Here is a 25,344-nt window from a genome sequence, read left to right as displayed (position 1 = left end):
CAACGAGAGGCAATGGAGCCAAGCGTGGATTCCACAGCAACGATGGACGAACCGAAGACTCACCCCATCCCCGTCATCGACCCGACGGCCGGCGGCGCCGTCGTCGACGCGTCCGAGAACGTGTCCGACGTCCCGACCCCCAGCGCCGAGGGCCGGCCGACCCGCATCGAGACCGACTCCCTGGGCAGCCGGGAGATCCCGGCCGACGCCTACTGGGGCGTGCACACCTCGCGAGCCCTCGAGAACTTCCCGATCGCCAAGCGGCCGATCTCCGTCTACCCGGACCTCATCGTCGCCCTCGCCGCCGTCAAGCAGGCGGCGGCCCGCGCCAACCTCGAGATCGGTGTGCTGGAGCAGCACAAGGCCGACCTCATCGACCGGGCCTGCCAGCTCATCATCGACGGCAAGTACCACGACCAGTTCGTCGTCGGCGTGATGCAGGGCGGCGCCGGCACCTCCACGAACATGAACGCCAACGAGGTCATCGCGAACGTCGCGCTCGAGCTCGAGGGGCGCCCCAAGGGCGACTACGCGTACATGAGCCCGATCGACGACGTGAACCGCAGCCAGAGCACGAACGACACGTACCCGACCGCGATCAAGATCGCCCTGACCTTCGCGCTCGGCCACCTGCTCGACGAGCTCGCCCTGCTGCGCGACTCCTTCGCCGCCAAGGGCCGCGAGTTCCGCCACATCCTCAAGGTCGGCCGCACCCAGCTGCAGGACGCCGTGCCGATGACGCTCGGCCAGGAGTTCCACGGCTTCGCCACCACCCTCACCGAGGACCACGCCCGGCTCACCGAGACCAAGTGGCTGCTCGCCGAGATCAACCTCGGCGCCACCGCGATCGGCACCGGCATCACGGCCGACCCCGGCTACGCGGCGGCGGCCGTCAAGCACCTCAACCTGATCACCGGCCTCAACCTGGAGACCGCCCCCGACCTGATCGAGTCGACGTCCGACGCCGGCGCCTTCATGTCGTTCTCCGGCTCGCTCAAGCGCAGCGCCATCAAGCTCTCGAAGATCTGCAACGACCTGCGCCTGCTGTCGTCCGGCCCGCAGGCGGGCCTCGGCGAGATCAACCTCCCGCCGCGCCAGGCCGGGTCGTCGATCATGCCGGGCAAGGTCAACCCGGTCATCCCGGAGGTCGTCAACCAGGTCGCGTTCTCCGTGGCCGGCGCCGACGTCACCGTGACGATGGCGGCCGAGGGCGGCCAGCTCCAGCTCAACGCCTTCGAGCCGGTCATCGCCCACTCGCTGCTGCAGTCCATCACCTGGATGGCGCAGGCCTTCCACACGCTGCGCGTCAACTGCGTCGACGGCATCACCGCGAACGAGGAGCGGCTCGGCGCGATGGTCGGCTCGTCGGTCGGCGTCATCACCGCGCTCACGCCGCACATCGGCTACGCCGCCGCGGCGGCGCTCGCCAAGTCGGCGCTGCTGACCGGCCACAACGTCGCCGACCTGGTCGTGGAGGCCAAGCTGATGAGCCGCGAGGAGGTCACCCGCCTGCTGTCGCCCGCGCGCCTGAGCGGCCTCGAGGCGATCACCACCTCCATCCCGGTCGTCGAGGCCGAGGCCATCGAGAAGGCCGAGAAGGCCCGCGAGTAGCGTCCCGCCCTCCGGACAGGGGTCGCAACACGCCGCTATCGCGTCGCGATAACGGCGTGTTGCGACCCCTGTTCCGGTGGAGGCGGGGCGCGGCGTCAGCGCTCGGCGGAGCGGAACAGCGCGATCATGTCGCGGCCGAGCTGGTTCGGCGCGGTCTCGCACGGGCTGTGGCCGGTGCGGTAGACGGCCAGCCGGGCGCCGAGCGCCTGGGCGTTCGCGGCGTGGAGGTGCGTCGGCCACAGGTCGTGGTCGCCGGTCGCCACCAGGACGGGGAGGCCGATCGCGGCGACACGGTCGCGCACGTCCGGCACGTGCTTCATCAGCCCGACGATATCGTCCACGCTCGACCGGCGGGTGAGCGCGAAGCGCTCCCGGACGAACGCGAGCCGGGCCGGGCCGACCTTGTTCTTGTTGGTCACGATGCCCCAGATCATCAGACCGGCGCCCTGGCGGCCGTTCAGGAACCAGCTCAGCCAGCCGATGGTCCGCACGCCGCGGAATGCCTGGCCCGGCTCCGGCGGCGAGGTGAGCAGCGTGAGGGTGAGGAACAGCTCCGGGTGCGCGACGAGCGCGAGCTCGGCGAGGATGCCGGCGAACGAGTAGCCGAGGACGTGCGCGGGGCCGCCGTCGCGCAGGAAGGCGACGAGGTCGGCCACCAGCAGGTCGTAGGTGTAGTGCCCTCCGGCGGCCGGGCCGGCGGACGCCGACTCGTACTGGCCCGCGAGGTCGTAGCTCTGCACGTAGTAGCCCGCAGCCACCAGGATCGGCGCGAGGAGGTAGAAGTCCTCCTTGGAGCCGGTGGCGCCGGGCACCAGGACGACGCGCGGGTCGGCGGGGTCGCCGAGCGCGACGACGGCGAGCTCGCCGCTGGGCGCGCGGAATGTCGAGAACGTCGCCCCGACCGGGGCGACCGACCAGTCGATCTCGGGGAGCACCGCGTCGAGGCGGGCCGCCTCGTCGTCTCCGCCCGAGACTCCGGGCCGCCGCTCGCCGATCGACATGCACTCACGCTAGCCGAAGGCACCGACGATTGCAGGCAATCACGATTGCTGGCACCGACGGTTGCAGGCAATCGGGAGGCCGGGCAGGGCCGGGGTCAGGTCACCCGGCAGTACGTGGTCAGGTAGCCGATCCCGCCGATCGAGACCGTGACCGTCGACCGGTCGCGCAGGAACACCGGGGGAGTGCGCGAGTAGCCGGCGCCGCCCGGGCTGCCGGTGGAGATCAGCGTGCCGGGCAGGATGGTGGCCGACCGGGACAGGAACTCGATGATCTCGGCGACCGAGCGCACCATGTCCGCCGTGGAGGCGTCCTGCAGGATCGCGCCGTCGACGTTGGTGGTCAGCCAGAGGTCCTGGGGGTCCGCGATCTCGTCGGCCGTCACGACCACCGGCCCGTTCGGGGTGAAGCCGTCGAACGACTTGCACCGCGACCACTGCGCCTCCGAGAACTGGAGGTCGCGCGCGGTGATGTCGTTGACCACCGTGTAGCCCCACACGTAGTCGAGGGCGTCGCGCACCGAGACGTTGCGCGCGGGCTTGCCGATGATGACGCCGAGCTCGGCCTCGTAGTCGACCTGGGTGGTGAGGTCCTCCGGCCAGCTGGTGGTCCCGCCGTGGCCGGCGAGCGAGTTGGGCCAGAGCGAGAACACGGTCGCCGCCTTCTCGCTGCGCAGCTTCAGCTCGGAGGCGTGCGCGGCGTAGTTGGCGCCGATCGCGATCACCTGCGGCGGGCGCAGCACGGCGGAGGCGTGACGCAGCTCGTGCACGGGGACGAGGGGCGTCCCGGTCGTGACGGCCTCGTCGACGAGCGCGCGCACCTCCTGGAGGGTGACGTCGCCGCGCTCGATGAGGTCCTGGAGGTCGCGGGGAGCCTCGGCCATCAGCTCGTCGAGGAAGAGGGCGCCGTCTCCGATGACGGCCGCCAGGCGCGGGTGCGAGTCCGGGGTAGTGCTGAGGTGCGAGAATCTCACACGGTCCAACCTATCGGTCGGGAGGCCGCCGACACGAACCGGGGCGGCCCGGGAGAGCGCCCGAAACGCGCAGAACCCGGGGCCCGGGGCGCCGCTCAGGCGATGGCGCCCGGCGCCTCCTCCGTGTGCTCGGCCTCCCAGCGCCTCCGCGCGGCGCGGCGCCGCCACGGCGTCTCCTCCGGCAGGTGCATGCGCAGCGTGCCGAACGCCCAGCGGATGCGCCGGCCGAAGCCGCGCCAGGTCGAGAACGGCCGCGACGAGATCCCGACCAGGAGCCGCTCGTCGTAGCGCACGACCACGCCCGGGTCGAGGTGGATGGCGAGGTCCAGGTCGTCGTGCACCTCGCGCAGGTCCCGGTGCACGCGGCCGCGCACCTCGTGCCACACCTCGCGTCGCATGGCGAAGTTGGAGCCGAAGATCGGCGGGTGCCCGAGCCAGATCTCCATCGACCAGAAGTAGCCGCCGATGTAGAGGAGCTGGCCGAGGCCGGCGACGAAGGTGTTGCCGTCGTAGAACACGCCGGGGCCGGTCAGCACGCCGATCGCCGGGTCGTCGACGAACTCGGCGTCGATGTGCAGCAGCCAGTCGACCGGGGGACGCGAGTCCGCGTCGAGGCGCGCGATGATGTCGCCGGTGGCGGCGTCGTACCCGGTCGCGGCGGCGGGGAAGATGCCGCGGACCTGCTGCTCCAGCACGCGCGCCCCGCCGGCGCGGGCGACCGCTGCGGTGTCGTCGCTGCTGCCGTTGTCCACCACGATGATCTCGTCGGCGGGCCGCAGCTGCGCGGCCAGGTCGGCCAGGCAGCGGGCGAGCATCCCGGCGTCGTCGAGCGCGGGGATCACGACGGTGATCGAGGGCCCGGCGGTGTTCGAGGGCACGAAAGGGCTCCCTCCTCGCCCGAGACGGATGTTCTCGTGATGCCGGGCCGTCACGTCGGCCCCGGCATGGGCGATCCTACGCTTTGCGGGTGGCCGCGGGGCTGAGTCGGGTCCGGCGAGCCGACGCCGTCGCCTCCGCAGCGGGGCGCTGCGCCCGCGCCTCCTGCTGAGCGAGGTGCGCGCTCTCCCAGAGGTGCATCCCCGCGTAGCTGCGCCACGGCGACCACGCCGCGCCGCGCTCCGCGAGCGCCCGCGCCTCCGCCGGGAGGCCGAGCCGGGCGGCGCCCTGCCGCAGGGCCAGGTCGCCGGTCAGCAGCACGTCGGGGCTGCCGAGCACCCGCAGCGCGACGTAGCCGGCGGTCCAGGCGCCGATGCCGGGGAGCGCGATGAGCCGGGCCTCCAGCTCCGCGCGGGACTCCCCGACATCGATGGCGAGGGAGCCGTCCGCGAGCGCGGCGGCGGCGCCGACGATGGCGTCGATGCGCTTGCCCGGCCCGCGCAGCACCTCCCTGCCGTGCTCCGCGATCGCCTGCGCCGTCGGGAACAGCCGGGTGAAGCCGCCGATCGCGACCGGCTCGCCGAGGGCGTCGGTGAGCCGCGCCAGCGCCGTTCGCGCGGCGGCCACCGACACCTGCTGCCCGATGAGGGCGCGGAAGAGGATCTCCTCCGGGTCGACCGCGCCGGGGACCCGGATGCCGGGCGCCGCGGCGACCGAGGGCGCGAGCACCGGGTCGGCCGCGAGGGCGGTGTCGATCGCCTCGGCGTCGGCGTCGAGGTCGAGGAGGCGCCGGACCCGCGCGACGAGCGGGGCGAGATCGGCCATGTCGGCGAGGGTGGCCTCGCACTCGACCGCGGGGGCGTCCGCGTCGCCGGACAGCGTGAGCCGGATCGCCGCGGGGCCGTGCGGCAGCCGCAGCGCGCGACTGTAGGACGGAGCGATCCCGTCCCCGCCCGTCACCGCGGTCTCCATGCCCGCGATCGCCCGCGCGCCGAGGAAGGCGAGGAGGCGTCCGCCGTCGAACGGGGCCCGCGCGGGCAGCCGGAGGCTCAGGGAGGCGCCGGCTGCCGCGCCCGGCACCATCGGCCCGTGGGCGATCCCCGGCCGGCGGCGGGCGGAGGCCCGGATCGCGCCGGGCGTCACGTGGTAGATCTCCGCCATCGTCTCGTTGAACTGCCGCACGCTGGAGAAGCCGGCGGCGAACGCCACGTCGGTGACGGGCATGTCCGTGCCCGCCAGCAGCAGCCGCGCTGTCTGCGCCCGGTGGGCCCTGGCGAGGGCGAGCGGCCCAGCTCCGAGCTCGGCGGTGAGCACCCGGCCGAGGTGCCGCGGCGTGTAGCCGAGGCGGCGGGCGAGCCCCGGCACGCCCTCCCGCTCGACGGTCCCGTCGGCGATCAGGCGCATGGCGCGCGCGGCGAGGTCGTCGCGGACGTTCCACTCCGGAGAGCCGGGGACCGCGTCCGGCAGGCAGCGCTTGCACGCCCGCAGCCCGGCCTCGTGGGCGGCCGCGGCGGTCAGGTAGAAGGTGACGTTGTCCGCCTTGGGCGTGACGGCGGGGCAGCTCGGGCGGCAGTAGATGCCGGTCGAGTGGACGCCGGTGATGAACTGGCCGTCGAAGCGGGCGTCCCGCGCGCTCATCGCGCGGTAGCGGCGGGCGAACACCGGGTCGGCGAGCCGGTCGTCCGCGGTGGGCCGCCGGGCGGCGCCCTGCGTCGGCGTGGTGCTGGTCATGGTCCCAGCGTGACACGCGCCTCCGACATCCGATAGCGGAAATCGGACATCAGCGCGACGCCGTTAGCATGACGTCATGGATGTCATCGACTGGCTCAGGGCGGCTCTCGGCGAGGACGCGGACGACGTGCTGTCGTTCGAGCCGGACCACCTGGACGCCGCGCGCGGCGACCACTCCGGCTGGGTGTCGGACGGCCTCCCGCTCGCCGTCGTGAACGCCCGCACGGTCGATCACGTCCAGGCGACGATGCGCGCGGCCTCCGAGTTCCGGGTGCCGGTCGTGCCCCGCGGCGCGGGCACCGGGCTGGCGGGAGGCGCCAACGCGACCGCCGGATCCCTCGTGCTGAGCGTGGCGCGGATGAACCGCATCCTCGAGATCTCCGCGGAGGACCAGCTCGCCGTCGTCGAGCCCGGCGTCGTCAACGGCGACCTGAACGCCGCGCTGGAGCCGTTCGGGCTGTTCTTCGCGCCGGATCCGGCGAGCAAGGCGATCTCCACCGTCGGCGGCAACATCGCGACGAACGCCGGCGGCCTGCTCTGCGCCAAGTACGGCGTCACCCGGGACGCCGTGCTCGGGCTGGACGTCGTCCTCGCCGACGGGCGCCTCCTGAGGACAGGCCACCGCACGGTGAAGGGCGTGACCGGCTACGACCTCACCTCGCTGCTGGTCGGCTCGGAGGGCACGCTCGGCGTGATCGTCGGCGCCACGGTCCGCGTGCTGCCGCAGCCGCAGGGCGAGCCGATGACGCTCGGCGCGCTGTTCCCGGACGTCCGTGCCGCGTCCGACGCGGCGGCACGCGTGACGGCCGCGCACCTGCGCCCCGCGGTCATGGAGCTGCTGGACGGCCCCGCGCTGGATCGGATCTCCGCGCACCTCGGCGAGCGGACCATCCGGGACGCCCTCGGCGCGACCGGGGGAGCGGCCTACCTTCTCGTCCAGTTCGACGGGCCGGGCGCTGCTGCCGACGCCGCGCTCGCGAGCACCCTGATCGCGGAGACCGGCGGCACGGTGCGGGTCGCCGCCGACGCGGAGGAGGGCGAGCGCCTGCTCGCGATCCGGCGCGCGTTCCATCCGGCGCTCGCGGCGAGCGGGACGGTCCTCATCGAGGACGTGGCGGTCCCGCGCTCGCGGATGCCGGAGATGTTCGCGGCGATCGAGCGGATCGGCGAGCGTTACGGGATCGCCATCCCGACGGTCGCGCACGCGGGCGACGGCAACCTGCACCCGAACTTCGTCACCCAGGGCGATGAGATCGGCCAGGAGGTGTGGGACGCTGCGGGCGACCTGTTCCGCACGGCGGTCGCGCTCGGCGGCACCCTCACCGGCGAGCACGGCGTCGGGGTGCTCAAGCGCCGCTGGCTCGCGGAGGAGCTGGGCCCGGACTCCTACGAGCTCCAGGTGAAGCTCAAGTCGGTCTTCGACCCCCTCGGCATCCTGAATCCCGGAAAAGTCTTCGGCTAGGGCTTAAAAGACTCGACGCCCGGTGGTGCGGCGATGCCTGCAACGCTCCCGGGTCGTCGAGTTATGCGTCTAGCCTGCCCCAGGCTCGCCCGGATTGCAAGACTTTTGACGCGGACGTCCCGCACCGGTTGGATGGGTGCATGGCAGAGAACACCAATGAGAAGCCCGAGGTCGACGCCCCCGAGGGCCCGGCCCCCACGACCCTCGAGATCGTGGACATCGTCGAGGGCGCAGGTCCCGAGGCGACCCCCGGCTCCAAGGTCGACGTGCACTACCTCGGCGTCGAGTACGAGTCGGGCGAGGAGTTCGACTCCTCGTGGAGCCGCGGGCAGTCCATCAACTTCCCGCTCAACAACCTGATCAAGGGCTGGCAGGACGGCATCCCCGGCATGAAGGTCGGCGGCCGTCGCAAGCTCACCGTCCCGCCGGTGCTCGCCTACGGCCCGGCCGGCGGCGGTCATCCGCTGTCGGGCAAGACGCTGATCTTCGTGATCGACCTGCTCGGCGTGAGCTGATCTCCATTCCCCGTGTCGAAGGGCACGTGGCGCACCTCCTCGGTGGCCACGTGCCCTTCGTGCGTCCGGCTCGTCCGGCGGTGTCGGGCGGTGCTCAGAGCGCCGGCGGCTGCAGGTGGGTGGGGACGGCGATCCGGTTCCAGATGTTGATCGTTCCGATCGCGAGGAGGAGGTTCGCGAAGTCCACTTCGCCGAACTCCGCGATCGCGCGCGCGTAGAGCTCCTCGCTCACGCCGCCCTGGTGGATCAGCGTGACCGCCTCGGTCAGCTCCAGCGCGGTGCGCTCGCGCTCGGTGAACCAGGGGGACTCGCGCCAGGCGGAGACCGCGAACACCTTGCGGAGCGGGTAGCCGCCCTCCTGGAGGTCGACGGAGTGCATGTCGACGCAGAAGCTGCAGCCGTTGAGCTGGGAGGCGCGCAGCTTGATGAGGTCGCCGAGCGGCGCCTCGACGGTCTGGCCGACGTAGCCGTCGAGGTTGATCACCTTGCGGTAGCCGTCGGGGACGACCGAGGAGAGCTGCACCCGTGCGGTCGGGGCGGGGTGGTGGGCGGTGGCGGCGGTTTCGATGATCGAGGTGTCTGTCATGGCTCCACCGTAGGATCGCCATTGGTCGGTTGTAAGATCCAATTCTGGAGAATTCCAGCAGACCATTCCGGGAGGCCGTCACGGACATCCACGTGTCGATCGAGGGGCGCGGCGACCGCACGGAGCGGGTCTACCGCGAGCTGCGCGACGCCGTCCTCGACGGCCGGCTGCGCCGCGGCGAACGGCTGCCCGCCACCCGCGAGCTCGCGGCGAGCCTCGGGGTCTCGCGCAGCACCGTCTCGACCGCCTACGAGCGGCTGACCGCGGAGGGCTACCTCGTCGCGCGCGTGGGCTCCGGCACCTACGTCGCGATGCCCGCGTCCACGCCGTCGCGCGCGCCGCGGCACGCCGCACCGTCCGGGACGGCCCCGCGCGGCGCGGCGCTGCCGGCCCCGGCCTGGCGGGACCTCGCCGACCCGCTGTGGTCGGAGCCGCATCCCATCGCCTACGACTTCAGCGTGGGGTCGCCCGACCCCGCGCTGTTCCCGGCCGACGCATGGCGGCGCAGCGTGACGGCCGCCCTGCGCGGCCCGGCGCTGCGGTCGGCGCACTACGCCGACCCGGCCGGTCCGGAGCGCCTGCGCGCCGGGATCGCGCGGCACCTCGGCCTCGCGCGCTCGGTGGCGGCGACCGCGGCGGACGTCGTGGTCACCAGCGGCGCGCAGCAGGCGTTCGACCTGCTCGGCCGCACGCTGCTGCGGCCCGGGGACACGGTGATCGTGGAGGACCCCGGCTACCCGCCCGTCCGCCAGCTCTTCGAGCAGCTCGGGGCGCGCGTCGTGCCCGTCCCGGTCGACGAGGAGGGTCTCCGGGTCGACCTGCTGCCTCCGGCCCGGATGGTGTACGTGACGCCCTCCCACCAGTTCCCGCTCGGCGGCGTGCTCCCGCTGGAGCGGCGCGCGGCGCTGCTGGAGTGGGCGGCGCGGGAGGACGCCGTCGTGATCGAGGACGACTACGACAGCGAGTACCGGTTCGGCGCCAGAGCGCTCGATCCGCTGCAGCGGCTGGACGCCGACGGCCGGGTCGTCTACGTCGGGACGTTCTCCAAGACGATGCTGCCCGGCCTCCGGCTCGGGTTCGTGGTGGCGCCGCCGTCGCTCGTGCCCGCGCTCCGCAGCGCCAAGCGGCTGACGGACTGGCACAACGACGTGGTCACGCAGGCCGCGATGGCGAGCCTGCTCGACTCCGGGGCCTTCGCCTCCCATGTGCGGAGGGCACGGCGGGTGTACGAGGAGCGCCACGCCCTGATCGGCCGGGAGGCCGGGCGGCTGCTGGCGGGCCGGCTGGATGTGGTGCCGTCCGCGGCCGGGCTGCACCTCGCGCTCCGGCCGGCCGACGGCGTCCCGTTCGACTCCGCCCGGGTGGCGGCCGCCGCTGCGGTCGCGGGCGTGGCCGTGCAGGCGCTGCCGCGGTTCGCCGTGGCCGGCGGCTGGGAGGGCCTGCTGCTCGGCTTCGGCGCGATCGCCGCCGCCGACATCCCGGACGGCGTCCGCCTCCTCGCCGAGGCGGCCGCCCGCGCCCACGCGGGGGAGCCGGCCGCCTCAGCGGGTGGGAAGCGGGAGTAGGCGGGTCAGATCGCCGACCAGCCGCCGTCCGAGGCGAGGACGACGCCCGAGATGTTCGCGGAGTCGTCGCTGAGCAGCCAGGTGATCGCGGCCGCGAGCTGCTCCGGGTGCGCCACCGGCGGCACGTTGGTCTGCATGATCGGGCCGAGCCGCTCGCCGGCGAGCTGCGACTTGAAAGTGCCGTCCACGTTGGTGATGACGCCGCCGGGGGCCACCGCGTTGGTGCGGACGCCGTTGGGGGCGTAGAAGACGCTGGTGCTCTTGGTCAGGCCGATGACGGCGTGCTTGGAGGCGGTGTACGCCGCGCCCGCCGCCGAGCCGCGGAGGCCGGCCTCCGACGACACGTTCACGATCGAGCCGCTGCCGGCCTCGACCATGAGCGGGAGGACCGTGCGGGTGAGCCGCATGATCGCGGTGACGTTGACGAGGAACACCCGGTCCCAGGTCGCGTCGTCGACCTCGGCGGCCGGCAGGAAGCCGTCCATGATGCCGGCGACGTTGGCGAGGGCGTCGACCCGGCCGTCCGCGGCCTCCAGCACCGCGGCGATGGTGTCCTCGCTGGAGACGTCGCCCGCGACGGTGACGAGGTCGAGCTCCGGGTTCTCTTCGACGAGCTCCGCGAGGCGGTCGGCGGAGATGTCGCTGGCGACCACGCGCGCGCCCTCGGACGCGAGGCGGAGGGCCGTCGCCTTGCCAATGCCGGAGCCCGCTCCGGTCACGATGGCGGTCTTTCCGGCGAAGCGGCCGGTTCCGTTGCTGCTCATACTGCTGTACTCCTTGACTCGATGTCATCGTCGGCGCTCGATCGGGCGTCGATGCATTTATAACACTGAGTGCCATAATGGAGACCATGAATTCGCTCGAAGCCGAATCCATCCCGCGCCGCCGGGGCCGTCCCGCCGACGTCGACCCCGACCGCGTCGCGCTGCTGGCCCTGCGCCACTTCGCGGAGCACGGCTACGAGACGACCACGATGGACGAGATCGCAGCGCTGGCGGGCATCGGCCGGCGGACGCTGTTCCGCTACTTCCCGTCCAAGCCCGACCTGGTCTGGGGAGGCCTGGAGCCGGTCGTGGACCGGATGCACGAGGTGCTGGACTCCGCGCCGCCGGAGGAGCCGGCCCGCGACGTGATCGCGCGCGCCATCACCGAGTCGCTCGACCTCGGCCCGGACGGCGTCGAGGCGACCCGGTTCCGGTTGCGGCTGATGGCCTCCGACCCGGCGCTCATCGGGTTCGGGCTCACCCGGCTCGGGGCCAACCGCGACATCCTGGCGGAGTTCATCGCCCGCAGGCTCGAGGAGCCGACGGACGCGCTGCGGCCGCAGGTGCTCGCCGACGCGATCAGCTCCGCGAACTTCTCCGCGCTGCTCTGGTGGGCGGTGCGCGGTGCGGGCGACGACCCTGCCGCGGTGGCGGTGCAGGCCCTGGACGAGGTGCTGCGGGGACTGCCCGGCTGACCTGCGGCGCGAGTAGCCTGTCGGCCATGCCGATCGTCGCAGAGTTCCCTCCCGGCACGCCCGTCTGGGCCGACCTCCAGACCGCGGACCCGGTCGCGGCCGCCGCGTTCTACCGTTCGCTGTTCGGCTGGAGCGTGCCCGACGCCGACCCCGCCCACGGCGGCTATGCGATCGCCTCGCTGAGCAGCACGCCGGTCGCCGCCCTCGGGCCGTTCCCGCCGGGCATGGAGCGCCCGGTCTGGACCGTGTACTTCGCCGTCGCCGACATCGACGCGTCCGCAGTCGCGGCGACCGCGACCGGGGGAGCGGTCCTGCTCCCGCCGGGGGAGATCATGCCCGGCGTGCGGCTGGCGATCGTCGCCGACCCCGCCGGCGCGGTACTCGGCCTCTGGCAGCGCGACCAGGACGCCGCGTGGCTGCGCGACGAGCCCGGCGCCGTCGACTGGCTGGAGCTCGTCGCCGGCGACTACGAGAGCACGTTCCCGTTCTACGAGGCGGTGCTCGGCGTCGCGGTGAGCGAGATGCGGGTGAACGACGAGCCGTACGGGCTCTTCGACGTCGGACCCGCGAACGTCGCGGGCGCGACGACCGCGGCTCCCGGGGTGCCGGCGCACTGGCTGGTCTACTTCGGCGTCGCCGACCTCGACGCCGCGGTGCTCCGGTTGACGGAGCTCGGCGGCAGCATCCTCGAACCCCCGGTCGCCGCCGCGGGCGTCGGCCGGTGGGCGATCGTCACGGACGCGCAGGGGGCCGGATTCGGACTGCTCGAACCGGAGGCGCGCTGAGGCTCCGACGCCTCCGCGCGCGGACGGCGCCCGCACCCAGGTCTGCTAAACTCTTCAGGTTGCCGTCTGAACGGCCGCGGAGAAAGAGAGCCCAGGCATTCGGCCCCGGGCACCGCGCAACGAGAGAAAGGGGATCCCCTCTATGGCACTGGATGCAGAGACCAAGAAGGCGATCATCGACGAGTACGCGACCCACCCCGGTGACACCGGATCCCCCGAGGTTCAGGTCGCCATCCTGACCAAGCGGATCAAGGACCTCACCGAGCACCTCAAGGAGCACAAGCACGACCACCACTCGCGTCGTGGCCTGCTCCTCCTGGTCGGTCAGCGTCGCCGCCTGCTCGGCTACCTGTCGGACATCGACATCAACCGCTACCGCGCCCTCATCGAGCGCCTCGGTCTGCGTCGATAACGACCGGTCGCACGCAGGTCGGTCGTCGATCGACAACGCGAGCTTCTTGCGAACGGGCCGTCACCTCCGGGTGGCGGCCCGTTCCGCATCTCCGGCGGGATGAACCGCCGCGCGCGCGGTGAACAGCCGCGGACCGACTGTCCACTAGTGTCGCTCCCGTGGCACTCCCGTTCCTGCCGTACATCGTCGTCGGCGTCGTCCACCTCGCGGCCGTCCTCGCCGGCGCCGACGCCGTCGTCGCGCTGACCAAGCCGTTGCTCATGCCCGCACTGCTGCTGGCCCTGCTGCTCGCGGTGCCGGCCCGACGCGGCGAGACGGTCGTGCTCGCCGCCCTCGGCATCCTGTTCGGCTGGCTGGGCGACCTGGCCCTGATGAACGCCGGCGCCGGCTTCGTCATCGGGCTCGGGTTCTTCCTGCTCGGCCACGTGGCCTACATCGTGTTGTTCGTGCGGCGGATGCGGCTGCGCCGGCCGCGCTGGTGGTCGGCCGGCTACGTGCTGTGGTTCGCCGGCCTCCTCACCGTGCTGGCGCCGCATGCCGGCGGCCTGCTGATCCCGCTCGCGCTGTACGGCGCCGCCCTGGCCGTCCTCGGCATCACCGGTTCGGGATGCTCGCCCTGGATCGCCGGAGGCGCGGCTCTGTTCGTCGTCTCGGACAGTCTGCTCGGGCTGCACCGGTTCCTGCCCGGGTTCGCGCTGCCGCAGGCGGACTTCGCGATCATGCTGACCTACATCGCCGCGCAAGGGCTCATCTGCTGGGGCGTCGTGCGCCGGGTCCGCGCCGCCGCGGCGGTCCCGTCGCTCGCGTAGCGGTCAGTCGGTGTCGGGCCGCCGAGCCTCCACCACCCGGTCGATCAGCGTCGCCGCGACCAGCGCCGCCGCCACCAGCGCGATCGCGATCGTCACGCCGACCAGCCCGATCACCGGGGACGCCAGCGGCGCCAGCAGCACCAGGAGGACCGCGATGCCGGTCTTCAGCGGCCGGATGACGACCTCCGGAACCAGCGGGGCGTGCAGCACGTAGAGCATCAGCAGGAACACCGCGACCGGCACCGCGATCGCGTATTCGACGGCTGTGTCCGACACCGCCGCGTGGGCGGCGCCGCGCTGCACCGCGACCTCCAGCCCGGCGCCCAGCGCGGCCAGCGATGCGAAGACGAAGTAGTGCCCGTACCCCCAGTAGAACGACCTCCCGCGGTTGGACTGCAGGCCCTCGCCCGCCGGCTCCAGGAAGTACAGCCACCACAGCGCGAACAGCAGCACCAGCCCGGCCGCCGCGATCAGCACCAGGGCGGGGGAGACCCCGTGCGCCGCCAGTCCGCTCTGCACGCCGATCGCGGAGGCCGACACCGACTCGCCCAGCACGATGATCGTGAACAGCCCGTAGCGCTCGGCGATGTGGTGGGGATGCCAGGAGGTCATCCCCGGCCGCTCCGCCCACACCGGCACCAGCAGCTCCAGCAGCGCCGCGAGCAGGAACGTCCACTGCTTCAGCTCGACCGGCAGGAACCCCCACGCCACCCAGAGCACCTGCACCGCCGCGATCCCGATCGCGTAGCGCCGCGCCGTCGCGCGCCCGTCCGGATGCTCGACGGCGGCGCGGACCCACTGGCCGACCATCGCCAGGCGCATGATGACGTACCCGATGATGATGGCGGTGAACTCCTGGTGCTCGAAGGCCGAGGGCACGCCGGCGGCGAGCACCAGCACGCCGCCCATCTGCAGCAGCGTCATCAGCCGGTAGGGCACGTCGTCGGTGTCGTAGGCCGACGCGAACCAGGTGAAGTTCATCCACGCCCACCAGATCGCGAAGAACACCATCAGGTAGGGGCCGAGCTTCTCCAGGATCTGTCCCTGCTCGCTCGCGTGCGCGAGTTGCGCGGACACCTGGGCGACCGCGACGACGAACGTCAGATCGAACAGCAGCTCGAGCGAGCTGGAGACCCGGTGCTCCTCGTCGGTGGAGCGCCCGGACATCGGGATGCGGAAGGCGATGCTCATGTGCGCAAGCATAGGAGGATGCTCCGCCGCGTCCTCCTCGCCGTCACCGCCGCCTACCTGCTGCTGGTGGCGTGGATCACGCTGAACCCGTTCCCGGCCGACCCGCACCGCAACACGCTGCTGGAGGGGCTGCTGGCGGCCTTCGCGCAGGCGCCGCTGCTCGCGTGGATCGACTACGACGTGGTCGAGTTCACGGCCAACATCCTGCTGTTCGTGCCGATGGGCGCGCTGTTCGCGCTGCTGCTGGGCCGCTGGCGATGGGGGCTGGCGTTCGCGATCGGCGCGGGGGCGACGCTGACGATCGAGTTCGTGCAGCTGTTCCTGCCGGCGCGGGTGAGCGACCCGCGGGACCTGCTCGCCAACGCGCTCGGGACGGCGCTCGGCATCGCGGTCGTTGCGGTGTCCGGCGTGTTCGCGGGAGGGCGCCGGTCGCGCCCCGATGCGACGCCCTCCCGCAGTCTGTAGGCCGGAGTCTTTCGGCTGCAGCCGGTAGGCCGCCGCCGCTCAGCCCAGCCCGAACGCCGCCAGCTCGGCGTCGTCGAGCATCCGCGAGCGGATCAGGAACCGTTTGCCCTCTGGCGCCTCCACCGAGAACCCGCTGCCGCGGCCGTCGACCAGGTCGATCGTCAGGTGCGTGTACTTCCAGTACTCGAACTGGGAGGCGGACATGAACACCCGCACCGGGTCGATCCCGTCGACCTCCAGCGTTCCGAGCAGCACGTCCGCGGCGCCGACCCGGAACATCCCGACCGGATAGCACATCGGCGACGACCCGTCGCAGCAGCCGCCGGACTGGTGGAACATGAGCGAACCGTGGGTCGCCGCCAGCCGCCGCAGCATCGCCGCGGCGGCCGGCGTGACGTCCACGCGAGAGCGCAGGGTCTCCATCGGCCTAGAAGAACCCCATCGGGCCATCTGCGTACGACACCAGCAGGTTCTTGGTCTGCTGGTAGTGGTCGAGCATCATCTTGTGGTTCTCCCGCCCGATGCCGGACTGCTTGTAGCCGCCGAACGCCGCGTGCGCGGGGTACTGGTGGTAGGTGTTCGACCAGACCCGGCCGGCCTCGATCGCCCGTCCCGCGCGGTACAGCTGCGAGCCGTCGCGGCTCCAGACGCCCGCGCCCAGCCCGTAGAGCGTGTCGTTGGCGGTCGCGATGGCGTCGTCGAAGCCGTCGAAGCTCGTCAGCGCGAGCACCGGCCCGAAGATCTCCTCCTGGAAGATCCGCATCGAGTTGACGCCCTCGAACACGGTCGGCTGCACGTAGAAGCCGCCGGCCAGGTCCCCGCCGAGGTCGGCGCGCTCGCCGCCGGTCAGCAGCTTCGCGCCCTCCTGCCGCCCGATGTCCATGTAGGAGAGGATCTTCTCCAGCTGATCGTTGGATGCCTGCGCGCCGATCATCGTCGAGACGTCGAGCGGGTTGCCCTGTTTGATCCGCTTCACCCGCTCCAGGCCGTCGGCGACGAAGCCGTCGTAGATCGACTTCTGCACCAGCGCGCGCGACGGGCACGTGCAGACCTCGCCCTGGTTGAGCGCGAAGAACGAGAAGCCCTCCAGCGCCTTGTCGTAGAAGGAGTCCTTCTGCGCCGCGACGTCCTCGAAGAAGATGTTGGGGCTCTTGCCGCCGAGCTCCAGCGTCACCGGGATCAGGTTCTCGCTGGCGTACTGCATGATCAGCCTGCCGGTGGTGGTCTCACCGGTGAACGCGACCTTGCGGATGCGCGGGTGCGACGCGAGCGGCGCGCCGGCCTCGAACCCGAAGCCGTTGACGATGTTGAGCACGCCGCCCGGGAGCAGGTCGCGGATCAGGTCGAGCCAGACGTGGATGGAGGCCGGCGTCTGCTCAGCGGGCTTCAGAACGACGCAGTTGCCCGCGGCGAGGGCCGGCGCGAGCTTCCACGTCGCCATCAGGATCGGGAAGTTCCACGGGATGATCTGCCCGACGACGCCCAGCGGCTCGTGGAAGTGGTACGCGATCGTGTCGTGGTCGAGCTCGCTGATCCCGCCCTCCTGCGCGCGGATCGCACCGGCGAAGTAGCGGAAGTGGTCGATCGCGAGCGGGATGTCGGCCGCGAGCGTCTCCCGCACCGGCTTGCCGTTCTCCCACGTCTCGGCGACGGCCAGCAGCTCGAGGTTGGCCTCCATCCGGTCGGCGATGCGGGTGAGCAGCAGCGCGCGCTCGGCCGGGGAGGTCCGGCTCCACTCCGGGAACGCGGCCCAGGCGGCGTCCACGGCCCGGTCGACATCGGCGGCGGTGCCGCGCGCGATCTCGGTGAACGGCCGCCCGGTCACCGGGGTGACGTCCTCGAAGTACAGGCCGCTCGCCGGGGCGACGTACCGGCCGCCGATGAAGTGGTCGTACCGGGTCGCGTAGCTCACGACGGAGCCGGCGGTCCCGGGCTGCGCGTACACGCTGGGCTTCTCGGCCGTGACGCTCTCCGTCACGCCCTCGGTCTGTTCCAGAGTCATTCGAGTCTCCCTTGACTGTCGCGTGCGCCCCTCGCACGCCTCTGGTCCGGGACCCTACGCACCCGAGGGTTGCGTTCAGTTGCACCCCGGTCCGGCAGCCATCGCTTCCTCACTTTCTCCCGCAACACGCCGGGATGGAGCGAGAGAAAGTGAGGAACAGAAGGCGGCAGGGTCAGGATTCGAGGGCGAGGAGGCGGGCGACGACCTGGGCGCGCCGCGGGGAGTGCGGCGGCAGCGCCTGCAGGGCGGCGCGCCAGATGTCCTCGTCGGCGGCGCCGCGCTCCGTCTCGCCCCAAGCGATCAGGAGGTCGGCGGAGCCGGACTCCAGCAGGGCCTCGCGCAGCCGGGCGATGACGTCCTCGCGCAGCTCCTCGACGCCGGGCGCGTCCGAGCCGGGGAGCGGGCCGCCGCCGTAGGACGCGATGGCCGCGCGGTGGGCGCCGCGGCGCTGCAGGTCGAGCACCGCGCCGAGGTCGGTCTCCAGCGGCGCCCCGAGCCGGTACGGGCGGGCGAGTGGGCCGAGCTCGGGAGCGATCGCGGCGATCGCCTTGCGCAGCCGCACGATCTCGGCGCGCAGCGTGACGGTGGAGGCCGGGTCGCCGTAGACCAGCTCGGCCAGGCGCTCGGCCGACAAGCCCTCGCGATGCCAGGAGAGCAGGGTGAGGAGCTCGCTGTGCCGCGCGCTCAGCGTCCCGGTCCGGCCGTCCGCTCCGGCCAGCTCCCCGGTGTCGCGGCCGAGGACGCGGAGCGCCGCGATGGCCGGCCGAGGTCGTTCGCGGCGCGGGCCTCCCGGCGTGCGCGCCTCCCGCAGCCGGGCGATGAGCAGCTCGCGCTCCACCGCGGCCGCGGTCGCCTCCAGCAGGGGGAGCACGTGCGGCTCGGCCACCTGGTCGCCGCCGGTCACGTCGATCACGCCGATGATGTCGCCGGTCTCCGGGTCGCGCACCGGGACCGCGGTGCAGCTCCACGGCTTGACGTCCTGGGCGAAGTGCTCGGCGCCGCGGATCTGCACGCCGTCGCCGATCGCGAGGGCCGTGCCCGGCGCGGACGTGCCGACGTCGCCCTCCGCCCACGCGGCCCCCGGGACGAACAGCATCGACTCCGCGCGCCGGCGCAGCACCGGGTCGCCCTCCACCCAGAGCAGCCGGCCGCGCGCGTCGCCGACCGCGACGACCACGCGGCTGTCCGGTTCGGCGTCGCGCACCAGCAGCTGCCGGATCACCGGGAGCGCGGCGGCGATGGGGTGCGCGCGCCTGGCGTCCTCGAGGCCCGGACCGTCGAGCACCAGCGGGGCGGCCACGGCGGGATCCAGGTGCGCCTGTTCCGCGCGCCGCCAGGAGGCGTCCACCACGGGACGCAAACCGGGGTGCGGGGAGCCCTCGACCGTGCCGACGCCGTCGTCCATGCGCAGCATCGTACGCGGTGTGCGGGCCGCCTGAGTACGGTGGATCGCGTGCGCACGATCGTGAAGGAACGCCCCGACGCGCCGCCCCGGTTCTTCGAGGCGGAGGCGGCGGGGCTGCGCTGGCTGGGGGAGGCCGAGCGCGACGGCGGCGCCCGGGTGGTGCGCGTCGCGGACGTCGGTCCCGGCCGGATCGAGCTGGAGCACGTGCAGGAGGCCCGGCCCACCGCCGACGCCGCTCGCGCGTTCGGCGCCGCACTCGCGGCCACGCACACCGCAGGCGCCGCGGCCTTCGGCGCCCCGCCCGACGGCTGGGACGGCCCGCTCTTCATCGGCCGCCGCCCGCTCCCGATCGCCCGCGAGTCCAGCTGGGGCCGGTTCTACGCGCGCGACCGCGTCCGCCCGTACCTCGATCCCGCCATCGCCGCCCGCAATCTGACCGAGCGGCAGCGGGAGGTCGTGGAGGCCGCCCTGGCGCGGGTGGAGGCGGGCGACTTCGACGACGACGAGCCTCCCGCGCGCCTGCACGGCGACCTCTGGACCGGCAACGTGCTCTGGTCGCCGGAGGGCGCGGTCCTGATCGACCCGGCCGCGCACGGCGGCCACCGCGAGACCGACCTGGCCATGCTCGCCCTGTTCGGCGCGCCCCACCTCGACGCCATCCTCGCCGGCTACGACGCCGCCCGGCCGCTGCGCGCCGGCTGGCGGGAGCGCGTCCCGCTGCACCAGCTGCACCCGCTCGCCGTGCACGCCGCCGGGCACGGTCCCTCCTACGGCGTCGCCCTGGCGGAGGCCGCGCGGGCCGTGCTCGCGCTCTGATACCGGAATTCAGGCGTTCCGACCACCACGACTGATAGGATTCTGCTGGTCGGCCGAATGCCGGCCGCCGGAGCAGGCTGGCAGGAGCTGGTCCTCGGTGGTGGTATCCGGATGCGCTGTGCGAGAGGCACAACCGCAACCGTGTATTTCTACTGATGGCCAGACGGGCTCAGCCCACGCACCCGCATGGGATGCCGCGTACACGAGAGTCGTGTCGAACTGCCTGCTCGCTCCTGAGCCCACGCTGCGCACACGGCGCAGCCGGGCATTGTGGAGTCGCGCCCAGACGGGGCTGCGACGTTAAACAAAGGAGAAAGACCTCTTGGAAGGTCCCGAAATCAAATTCGCCGAAGCCGTCCTCGACAATGGACGCTTCGGCACCCGCACCGTCCGGTTCGAGACCGGACGCCTCGCCCAGCAGGCGCAGGGCGCCGTCGCCGCCTACCTCGACGAGGAGACCATGCTGCTGAGCGCGACGAGCGCCAGCAAGCACCCGAAGGACAACTTCGACTTCTTCCCGCTGACCGTCGACGTCGAGGAGCGCTCGTACGCCGCCGGCAAGATCCCCGGCTCGTTCTTCCGTCGTGAGGGCCGTCCCTCCACCGAGGCGATCCTGGTCTGCCGCCTGATCGACCGCCCGCTGCGCCCGTCGTTCGTCGACGGCCTCCGCAACGAGGTCCAGATCGTCATCACCGTCCTCAGCATCGCTCCGGACGAGTTCTACGACGCGCTCGCCATCAACGCGGCCAGCGCCTCCACCCAGATCTCCGGCCTGCCGTTCTCCGGCCCGATCGCCGGTGTGCGCCTCGCGCTCATCCCCGGCAACGGCCAGCACGAGGACCAGTGGATCGCCTTCCCGAAGGCCTCCCAGCTCGAGGAGGCCGTCTTCGACCTCGTCGTGGCCGGCCGCGTCCTCACCAACGAGGACGGCTCCGAGGGCGACGTCGCGATCATGATGGTCGAGGCGGAGGCCACCGAGGGCAGCTGGAACCTCATCCAGGGCGGCGCCGTCAAGCCGAACGAGGAGGTCGTCGCCCAGGGTCTGGAGGCCGCCAAGCCGTTCATCCGCCAGCTGGTCGGCGCGCAGAACGTGCTCGCCCAGCAGTCCGCGAAGGCGATCGCCGACTACCCGGTGTTCCTGCCCTACTCGCAGGAGACCTACGACAACGTCGCCGGCCTCGCCTACGACGAGCTCGTGAACGTCTACCAGATCGCCGACAAGATCGAGCGCCAGAACGCCGACGACGCCCTCAAGGAGCGCGTCAAGGTCGCCATCACCGAGAAGGTGGAGGCCGGTGCGCTGCCCGCGGAGACGCTGGAGCAGTTCTCCGCCGCCTACAAGTCGGTGTCCAAGGTGGTCATGCGCGGCCGCGTGCTGCGCGAGGGCATCCGCATCGACGGCCGCGGCCTGACCGACATCCGTCCGCTCGACGCCGAGGTGCAGGTCATCCCGCGCGTCCACGGCTCGGCCATCTTCCAGCGCGGCGAGACCCAGATCCTGGGCGTCACCACGCTGAACATGCTCAAGATGGAGCAGCAGATCGACTCGCTGTCGCCGGTCACCAAGAAGCGCTACCTGCACCACTACAACTTCCCGCCCTACTCGACCGGTGAGACCGGCCGCGTCGGTTCGCCGAAGCGTCGCGAGATCGGGCACGGCTTCCTGGCCGAGCGCGCGCTCGTGCCGGTGCTGCCGACCCGCGAGGAGTTCCCGTACGCGATCCGTCAGGTGTCCGAGGCTCTCGGCTCCAACGGCTCGACCTCGATGGGCTCCGTCTGCGCCTCCACCCTGTCGCTGCTGAACGCCGGTGTGCCGCTGCGCGCCCCGGTCGCCGGCATCGCCATGGGCCTGATCTCCGACGTCGTCGACGGCGAGACCCGCTACGCGGCGCTCACCGACATCCTGGGCGCGGAGGACGCGCTCGGCGACATGGACTTCAAGGTCGCCGGCACCAGCGAGTTCGTCACCGCGATCCAGCTCGACACCAAGCTCGACGGCATCCCGTCGTCGGTGCTGGCGGGCGCGCTCAAGCAGGCCAAGGATGCTCGCACGACCATCCTCAGCGTGCTGAACGCCGCGATCGACACCCCGGACGAGATGGCCCCGACCGCGCCGCGCGTGATCTCGGTCCAGATCCCGGTCGACAAGATCGGCGAGCTGATCGGCCCGAAGGGCAAGACGATCAACGCGATCCAGGACGAGACCGGCGCCGAGATCTCCATCGAGGAGGACGGCACCGTCTACATCGGCGCCACCGACGGCCCCTCGGCCGAGGCGGCCCGCGCCCAGGTCAACGCGATCGCGAACCCGACGAACCCGGAGGTCGGCGAGCAGTTCCTCGGAACCGTCGTCAAGATCGCCGCGTTCGGCGCGTTCGTCTCGCTCCTCCCGGGCAAGGACGGCCTGCTGCACATCTCCGAGGTGCGCAAGCTCGCCGGCGGCAAGCGCGTCGAGAACGTCGAGGACGTCCTCGGCGTCGGCCAGAAGATCCTGGTGGAGATCACCAAGATCGACGACCGGGGCAAGCTGTCGCTCGCCCCGGTGCTCGCCGACGAGGCGGACACCCACGGCCGCGACGCCGCCTCCGAGGGCCCCGCTGAGCCCGCCGAGGGCGCCGTGGAGACCGTCGAGAGCTGAGCTCCCGTTCCACAGCGAAGGCCGCGCCGACTCCGTCGGCGCGGCCTTCGCCGTTCCCGCCGCTGATCTTGGTCGATCGCGGGAATCTACTTGCGTCAAATCGCTTTGACTGACATTGTTGTTTGAGGGGATAGACCCAAAGCTATACACGCAAGACGTAAGATTCCAGGGGTGGGTTTGAATTCTTCGATCGACGACTACTTGGGGCCCGCGGCAGAGCGGTTCTTCGGCGAGGGGTTTCGTCGAGTGCATCACGCGATCCGTGACGTACACACGGCGATGGGGGTGGAGGGAGTCTTCGGAGTCCAGGGCTCAGCTGCTCTGAAGTATCCGGAAGACTGGTCGACCAAACCGGGGAAGTCCGAACTGCGACCTCACCTCTCCACGATCGACGCCTTCCTCGTGTCCGTGGAGCTCATCGACCTCCTCCTCGTACAGCAATTCGGCCTTGACAGCGCCGGCCGAGCTGACGCTTGGATCAGTGCGGTCGACTTCCGCTCCGGGACCGCACCGCTGGAGGATCTGAGGGACGTGCCGGTAGCAGCCGGCGTTCTCCGTACCGTCCCGGGGTCCGGGTGGGCGGGCGGATATGTGTCGACGGTTGAGAGCACGGTCGGCCCGATCAAGGTCCTTCTCACTGTCCACCACTCGATCCGGGTGCTCTCCGCGAGGTCGGTTTCGATTCCCTGCCTGGACGAGGTGATCGGAGCGAGTGCGGATCGCTTCTACGGTGAGGGCTACAAGCATCACCGCCACCGAATCGGCGCGCTCTCGTTCGGCGAGGACCGCTCTGCGACCGCCCGGGTCGAGGTCACCCTCGGAGACGGGCGGGATTATCCGGTCGATCTCGGCGGAGCATACCGCCCGTCCGTGTCGGTCCTGGACTGCATCATCGCCCAATCCCAGATCACTCAGGCGCTGTTGTACTGCCTTGATGACATCGATCGGGCAGAGTCGAACACGCTCTGGATGCGCCGCGTGCGCATCGAGGCGGTCACGCCGTATCGGCCGCTCGGGAACGCCTTCGAATCCACAACGCGCGTCGACAAGACCCGACTGCTGAGGATTGCGGATGGCGTGTTCCGATCGACCGAATTCAGTGGGAGCTTTCAGGGCTTGACGTCTCGCTATTCCCTTGCCCATCAGCTGCCGGCCAGCGTCGCAGATCGAGTGAGCGATTCGGTCTGACCGGATCCGACCCGTCGAAAGGAAACCATGAGAATCGCTGTATCCGGGACCTACTCATCAGGCAAGACGACGACCTCGATCGCACTTGCGCACCTCACCGGCCTTCCGCGGACGCACGCGAAGACCATGCGGGAGATTCTCCCGATCGCTCTCCCCGGTAGGCGTCTCGAAGACTGTACCGTTCCCGAGCTGTTCGAGCTCGGCATGATCCGATACAGCGAGCGCGCCGTCCACGAGAGCCATCTGCCAGACGCTTTCATCTCAGACGGGTCGTCTCTGCACGAGTGGGTGTACGGAAAGGTGCGCACCTACGTCGGCATTCATCCTGGGCGGGAAGAGAGCCTGAACGCTGACTTGACCGGCGAAATGCGCTTCTTCGACCAAGTGATCGACTCCATCGGGAATGTCGTCAAACGACACGCCAAGAACGCCTACGACGTGTTCATCCACCTTCCGATCGAATTCGATCTGGTGACCGACGGGCACCGTCCTGTCTCAGAGCGGTTCCGCTCCCTCTCGGACGAGCTTCTCTTGCAGAGTCTGACCGACTTGGAGATCCCCCACCACATCGTCGGCGGAACGGTCGCCGAGCGCCTGCGATCAATCACCAAGATGCTCGCCCTGCCGCACTTCATGCCGATCGATCAAGCCATTGATCGCGCCGAGGCCGAAATCCGCTCACTGAACGTCGCCGACGAACTCGCTCGATAGGAACACCAGACGAATGTCACTCGATCCAACCGCCGGTCCATTCACGACCAGCCTCCACGATCCGGCCCGCGTCGGCCCGCTAGAGCTCCGCAATCGATTCGTGATGGCCCCGATGACGCGCGAATTCTCGCCTGGCGGGATTCCCTCGGAACGCGCCGCCTCGTATTACGCGCGCCGTGCGCGCGGGGGCGTCGGGCTCATCGTCACCGAGGGAACGGTCGTCAATCACCCTGCCGCCGCGGCCTCGGCGAACGTCCCGCGCTTTCATGGCGAACAAGCGCTTGCGCGTTGGAAGCTCGTCGTCGACGCGGTACACGCTGAAGGCGGGAAGATCGTGCCGCAGTTGTGGCACGTCGGCCTGGACCGGAATCCGCGAACGTCTCCGACCACCGCCCCGAATATCGGCCCGCACGTATGGTTCGGCGAGTCTCGGGCTGAGCAACGGCCCATGACCCATGACGAGATCGAAGATGTCGTTCGCGCATTCGGGCAAGCGGCGGTCGACGCCGAGACTCTCGGATTCGACGGTGTCGAGGTCCATGGCGGCCACGGCTATCTCGTCGACCAGTTCCTGTGGGAACGGACCAACGTCCGCACCGACGGGTACGCCGGTAGCGTAGCCGCGCGCTCGCGCTTCGCGGCCGAGATCGTGGAAGAGATCAGACGACGGGTGAGTCCTGACTTTCCGATCATCTTCCGCTTCTCCCAGTGGAAGACGATCGACTTCGAAGCTCGACCCTACGACTCGCCGGAGACCCTGGAGAAGGCCCTCGCGCCGATCGCGGAAGCCGGCGCCGATCTCCTTCACGCATCCACGCGACGCTTCTGGCTCCCTGAATTCGACGACTCGGACCTCAACCTCGCAGGGTGGGCGAAGAAGGTCACCGGTCTACCCACCATCACTGTCGGCTCGATCGGTCTCGAGGGAAGCGACTTCGTCGGCGCCCTCTTGGCCGGAGAAGGCGCTCGTCCCGCTTCCCTGACCCGCCTCGAAGAGATGCTCTGCCGCGGAGACTTCGACCTGGTCGCGCTCGGCCGCGCCTTCATCTCCGATCCCGACCTCGTCACGAAGCTCGGCGCGGGAAACGATGAAGCGCGGACTCCGTTCGACGCGCACGACCTGATGTCGCTGATTTAGGACCAAT

The 25,344-nt window shown here is 71.3% G+C and carries 24 protein-coding genes; 14 read left to right on the top strand and 10 right to left on the bottom strand.

Annotated features, from left to right (window positions below; genetic code table 11):
* Positions 1–42 precede the first annotated feature (42 nt).
* Positions 43–1,611 (top strand): aspartate ammonia-lyase, encoded by a 1,569-nt coding sequence (locus tag HNR13_RS14640; protein ID WP_218881703.1) that lies wholly within the window; start codon positions 43–45, stop codon positions 1,609–1,611.
* 95 nt (positions 1,612–1,706) lie between these two features.
* Here HNR13_RS14640 and HNR13_RS14635 read toward each other — a convergent pair whose 3' ends face one another.
* The 4 genes from HNR13_RS14635 to HNR13_RS14620 all read right to left on the bottom strand — a co-directional run bounded on the left by HNR13_RS14635 (position 1,707) and on the right by HNR13_RS14620 (position 6,190).
* On the bottom strand, positions 1,707–2,612 hold the full coding sequence (locus HNR13_RS14635) for an alpha/beta fold hydrolase (RefSeq protein ID WP_179606897.1): 906 nt from the start codon (positions 2,610–2,612) through the stop codon (positions 1,707–1,709).
* A 95-nt stretch (positions 2,613–2,707) separates the two neighbouring features.
* Complete coding sequence (locus tag HNR13_RS14630) at positions 2,708–3,583, bottom strand: fumarylacetoacetate hydrolase family protein (protein ID WP_179606895.1); 876 nt, start codon at positions 3,581–3,583, stop codon at positions 2,708–2,710.
* A gap of 95 nt (positions 3,584–3,678) precedes the next feature.
* Entirely contained in the window at positions 3,679–4,461 is a 783-nt protein-coding gene (locus tag HNR13_RS14625; protein ID WP_343063569.1) for a glycosyltransferase family 2 protein, read from the bottom strand.
* Between the two features lie 76 nt (positions 4,462–4,537).
* Entirely contained in the window at positions 4,538–6,190 is a 1,653-nt protein-coding gene (locus HNR13_RS14620) for an AlkA N-terminal domain-containing protein (protein ID WP_179606893.1), read from the bottom strand.
* Positions 6,191–6,266: 76 nt separating this feature from the next.
* Between HNR13_RS14620 and HNR13_RS14615 the strand changes: the two genes are divergently transcribed.
* A complete protein-coding gene (locus HNR13_RS14615) occupies positions 6,267–7,652 on the top strand; it encodes an FAD-binding oxidoreductase (protein WP_179606891.1) in 1,386 nt (461 codons plus the stop codon).
* Between the two features lie 140 nt (positions 7,653–7,792).
* Positions 7,793–8,167, top strand: a complete 375-nt coding sequence (locus HNR13_RS14610; RefSeq protein ID WP_179606889.1) for an FKBP-type peptidyl-prolyl cis-trans isomerase — start codon at positions 7,793–7,795, stop codon at positions 8,165–8,167.
* A gap of 94 nt (positions 8,168–8,261) precedes the next feature.
* Here HNR13_RS14610 and HNR13_RS14605 read toward each other — a convergent pair whose 3' ends face one another.
* A complete protein-coding gene (locus HNR13_RS14605; protein ID WP_179606887.1) occupies positions 8,262–8,753 on the bottom strand; it encodes a carboxymuconolactone decarboxylase family protein in 492 nt (163 codons plus the stop codon).
* A gap of 92 nt (positions 8,754–8,845) precedes the next feature.
* On the opposite strand from HNR13_RS14605, the gene pdxR reads away from it, so the two are divergent.
* Positions 8,846–10,318 carry a MocR-like pyridoxine biosynthesis transcription factor PdxR gene (gene pdxR / locus HNR13_RS14600; RefSeq protein ID WP_343063568.1) on the top strand — a complete coding sequence of 491 codons (1,473 nt, stop codon included), beginning with the start codon at positions 8,846–8,848 and terminating at the stop codon, positions 10,316–10,318.
* A gap of 5 nt (positions 10,319–10,323) precedes the next feature.
* Here the strand turns inward: pdxR and HNR13_RS14595 are convergent, their stop codons facing one another.
* Positions 10,324–11,082 carry an SDR family NAD(P)-dependent oxidoreductase gene (locus HNR13_RS14595; RefSeq protein WP_179606885.1) on the bottom strand — a complete coding sequence of 253 codons (759 nt, stop codon included), beginning with the start codon at positions 11,080–11,082 and terminating at the stop codon, positions 10,324–10,326.
* 86 nt (positions 11,083–11,168) lie between these two features.
* Here HNR13_RS14595 and HNR13_RS14590 point away from each other — a divergent pair, with 86 nt between their 5' ends.
* The 4 genes from HNR13_RS14590 (at position 11,169) to HNR13_RS14575 (ending at position 13,783) form a co-directional block, all read left to right on the top strand.
* Positions 11,169–11,777, top strand: coding sequence for an acyl-CoA-like ligand-binding transcription factor (locus HNR13_RS14590; protein ID WP_179606883.1), 609 nt, complete (start codon positions 11,169–11,171; stop codon positions 11,775–11,777).
* 26 nt (positions 11,778–11,803) lie between these two features.
* Positions 11,804–12,562, top strand: coding sequence for a VOC family protein (locus tag HNR13_RS14585; RefSeq protein ID WP_179606882.1), 759 nt, complete (start codon positions 11,804–11,806; stop codon positions 12,560–12,562).
* Positions 12,563–12,704: 142 nt separating this feature from the next.
* Entirely contained in the window at positions 12,705–12,974 is a 270-nt protein-coding gene (rpsO, locus tag HNR13_RS14580; RefSeq protein WP_055919394.1) for a 30S ribosomal protein S15, read from the top strand.
* 158 nt (positions 12,975–13,132) lie between these two features.
* Positions 13,133–13,783 (top strand): lysoplasmalogenase family protein, encoded by a 651-nt coding sequence (locus tag HNR13_RS14575; RefSeq protein ID WP_179606880.1) that lies wholly within the window; start codon positions 13,133–13,135, stop codon positions 13,781–13,783.
* 3 nt (positions 13,784–13,786) lie between these two features.
* Here HNR13_RS14575 and HNR13_RS14570 read toward each other — a convergent pair whose 3' ends face one another.
* The gene (locus HNR13_RS14570; protein ID WP_246312779.1) at positions 13,787–14,974 is read right to left on the bottom strand and encodes a low temperature requirement protein A; all 1,188 of its coding nucleotides are present in this window, start codon (positions 14,972–14,974) and stop codon (positions 13,787–13,789) included.
* Positions 14,975–14,992: 18 nt separating this feature from the next.
* On the opposite strand from HNR13_RS14570, the gene HNR13_RS14565 reads away from it, so the two are divergent.
* Positions 14,993–15,439, top strand: coding sequence for a VanZ family protein (locus tag HNR13_RS14565; RefSeq protein WP_179606876.1), 447 nt, complete (start codon positions 14,993–14,995; stop codon positions 15,437–15,439).
* A gap of 39 nt (positions 15,440–15,478) precedes the next feature.
* On the opposite strand, the gene HNR13_RS14560 is transcribed toward HNR13_RS14565, so the two are convergent.
* The 3 genes from HNR13_RS14560 to HNR13_RS14550 form a co-directional block, all read right to left on the bottom strand.
* Positions 15,479–15,862: a DUF779 domain-containing protein gene (locus HNR13_RS14560; RefSeq protein ID WP_179606874.1), complete on the bottom strand. Its 384-nt coding sequence runs from the start codon at positions 15,860–15,862 to the stop codon at positions 15,479–15,481.
* A 4-nt stretch (positions 15,863–15,866) separates the two neighbouring features.
* A complete protein-coding gene (gene exaC, locus HNR13_RS14555; protein WP_179606872.1) occupies positions 15,867–17,441 on the bottom strand; it encodes an acetaldehyde dehydrogenase ExaC in 1,575 nt (524 codons plus the stop codon).
* Between the two features lie 172 nt (positions 17,442–17,613).
* On the bottom strand, positions 17,614–18,846 hold the full coding sequence (locus HNR13_RS14550; protein ID WP_179606870.1) for a GAF domain-containing protein: 1,233 nt from the start codon (positions 18,844–18,846) through the stop codon (positions 17,614–17,616).
* Between the two features lie 57 nt (positions 18,847–18,903).
* Between HNR13_RS14550 and HNR13_RS14545 the strand changes: the two genes are divergently transcribed.
* The 5 genes from HNR13_RS14545 to HNR13_RS14525 all read left to right on the top strand — a co-directional run bounded on the left by HNR13_RS14545 (position 18,904) and on the right by HNR13_RS14525 (position 25,337).
* A complete protein-coding gene (locus tag HNR13_RS14545; RefSeq protein WP_179609513.1) occupies positions 18,904–19,662 on the top strand; it encodes a fructosamine kinase family protein in 759 nt (252 codons plus the stop codon).
* Between the two features lie 322 nt (positions 19,663–19,984).
* Positions 19,985–22,300 (top strand): polyribonucleotide nucleotidyltransferase, encoded by a 2,316-nt coding sequence (locus HNR13_RS14540; protein ID WP_179606868.1) that lies wholly within the window; start codon positions 19,985–19,987, stop codon positions 22,298–22,300.
* Between the two features lie 171 nt (positions 22,301–22,471).
* A complete protein-coding gene (locus HNR13_RS14535; RefSeq protein WP_179606866.1) occupies positions 22,472–23,488 on the top strand; it encodes an AvrD family protein in 1,017 nt (338 codons plus the stop codon).
* 27 nt (positions 23,489–23,515) lie between these two features.
* A complete protein-coding gene (locus HNR13_RS14530; protein WP_179606865.1) occupies positions 23,516–24,199 on the top strand; it encodes an ATP/GTP-binding protein in 684 nt (227 codons plus the stop codon).
* 13 nt (positions 24,200–24,212) lie between these two features.
* Positions 24,213–25,337, top strand: a complete 1,125-nt coding sequence (locus tag HNR13_RS14525) for an NADH:flavin oxidoreductase (RefSeq protein ID WP_179606863.1) — start codon at positions 24,213–24,215, stop codon at positions 25,335–25,337.
* Positions 25,338–25,344 lie beyond the last annotated feature (7 nt).

Origin of the sequence: Leifsonia shinshuensis, assembly GCF_013410375.1 — a bacterium.
Lineage (GTDB): Bacteria > Actinomycetota > Actinomycetes > Actinomycetales > Microbacteriaceae > Leifsonia > Leifsonia shinshuensis.
The sequence above is the reverse complement of the archived record's forward strand: the minus strand, read 5'-3'. Positions and strand labels throughout refer to the sequence as shown.

Excerpts from the sequence above, each read along its gene's own strand:
- HNR13_RS14640 (WP_218881703.1), top strand. The coding sequence starts at position 43 with ATGGACGAACCGAAGACTCACCCCATCCCCGTCATCGACCCGACGGCC.
- HNR13_RS14635 (WP_179606897.1), bottom strand. The coding sequence starts at position 2,612 with ATGTCGATCGGCGAGCGGCGGCCCGGAGTCTCGGGCGGAGACGACGAG.
- HNR13_RS14620 (WP_179606893.1), bottom strand. The coding sequence starts at position 6,190 with ATGACCAGCACCACGCCGACGCAGGGCGCCGCCCGGCGGCCCACCGCG.
- HNR13_RS14615 (WP_179606891.1), top strand. The coding sequence starts at position 6,267 with ATGGATGTCATCGACTGGCTCAGGGCGGCTCTCGGCGAGGACGCGGAC.
- HNR13_RS14610 (WP_179606889.1), top strand. The coding sequence starts at position 7,793 with ATGGCAGAGAACACCAATGAGAAGCCCGAGGTCGACGCCCCCGAGGGC.
- HNR13_RS14605 (WP_179606887.1), bottom strand. The coding sequence starts at position 8,753 with ATGACAGACACCTCGATCATCGAAACCGCCGCCACCGCCCACCACCCC.
- HNR13_RS14595 (WP_179606885.1), bottom strand. The coding sequence starts at position 11,082 with ATGAGCAGCAACGGAACCGGCCGCTTCGCCGGAAAGACCGCCATCGTG.
- HNR13_RS14590 (WP_179606883.1), top strand. The coding sequence starts at position 11,169 with ATGAATTCGCTCGAAGCCGAATCCATCCCGCGCCGCCGGGGCCGTCCC.
- HNR13_RS14585 (WP_179606882.1), top strand. The coding sequence starts at position 11,804 with ATGCCGATCGTCGCAGAGTTCCCTCCCGGCACGCCCGTCTGGGCCGAC.
- rpsO (WP_055919394.1), top strand. The coding sequence starts at position 12,705 with ATGGCACTGGATGCAGAGACCAAGAAGGCGATCATCGACGAGTACGCG.
- HNR13_RS14570 (WP_246312779.1), bottom strand. The coding sequence starts at position 14,974 with ATGAGCATCGCCTTCCGCATCCCGATGTCCGGGCGCTCCACCGACGAG.
- HNR13_RS14565 (WP_179606876.1), top strand. The coding sequence starts at position 14,993 with ATGCTCCGCCGCGTCCTCCTCGCCGTCACCGCCGCCTACCTGCTGCTG.
- HNR13_RS14560 (WP_179606874.1), bottom strand. The coding sequence starts at position 15,862 with ATGGAGACCCTGCGCTCTCGCGTGGACGTCACGCCGGCCGCCGCGGCG.
- exaC (WP_179606872.1), bottom strand. The coding sequence starts at position 17,441 with ATGACTCTGGAACAGACCGAGGGCGTGACGGAGAGCGTCACGGCCGAG.
- HNR13_RS14550 (WP_179606870.1), bottom strand. The coding sequence starts at position 18,846 with ATGGACGACGGCGTCGGCACGGTCGAGGGCTCCCCGCACCCCGGTTTG.
- HNR13_RS14530 (WP_179606865.1), top strand. The coding sequence starts at position 23,516 with ATGAGAATCGCTGTATCCGGGACCTACTCATCAGGCAAGACGACGACC.
- HNR13_RS14525 (WP_179606863.1), top strand. The coding sequence starts at position 24,213 with ATGTCACTCGATCCAACCGCCGGTCCATTCACGACCAGCCTCCACGAT.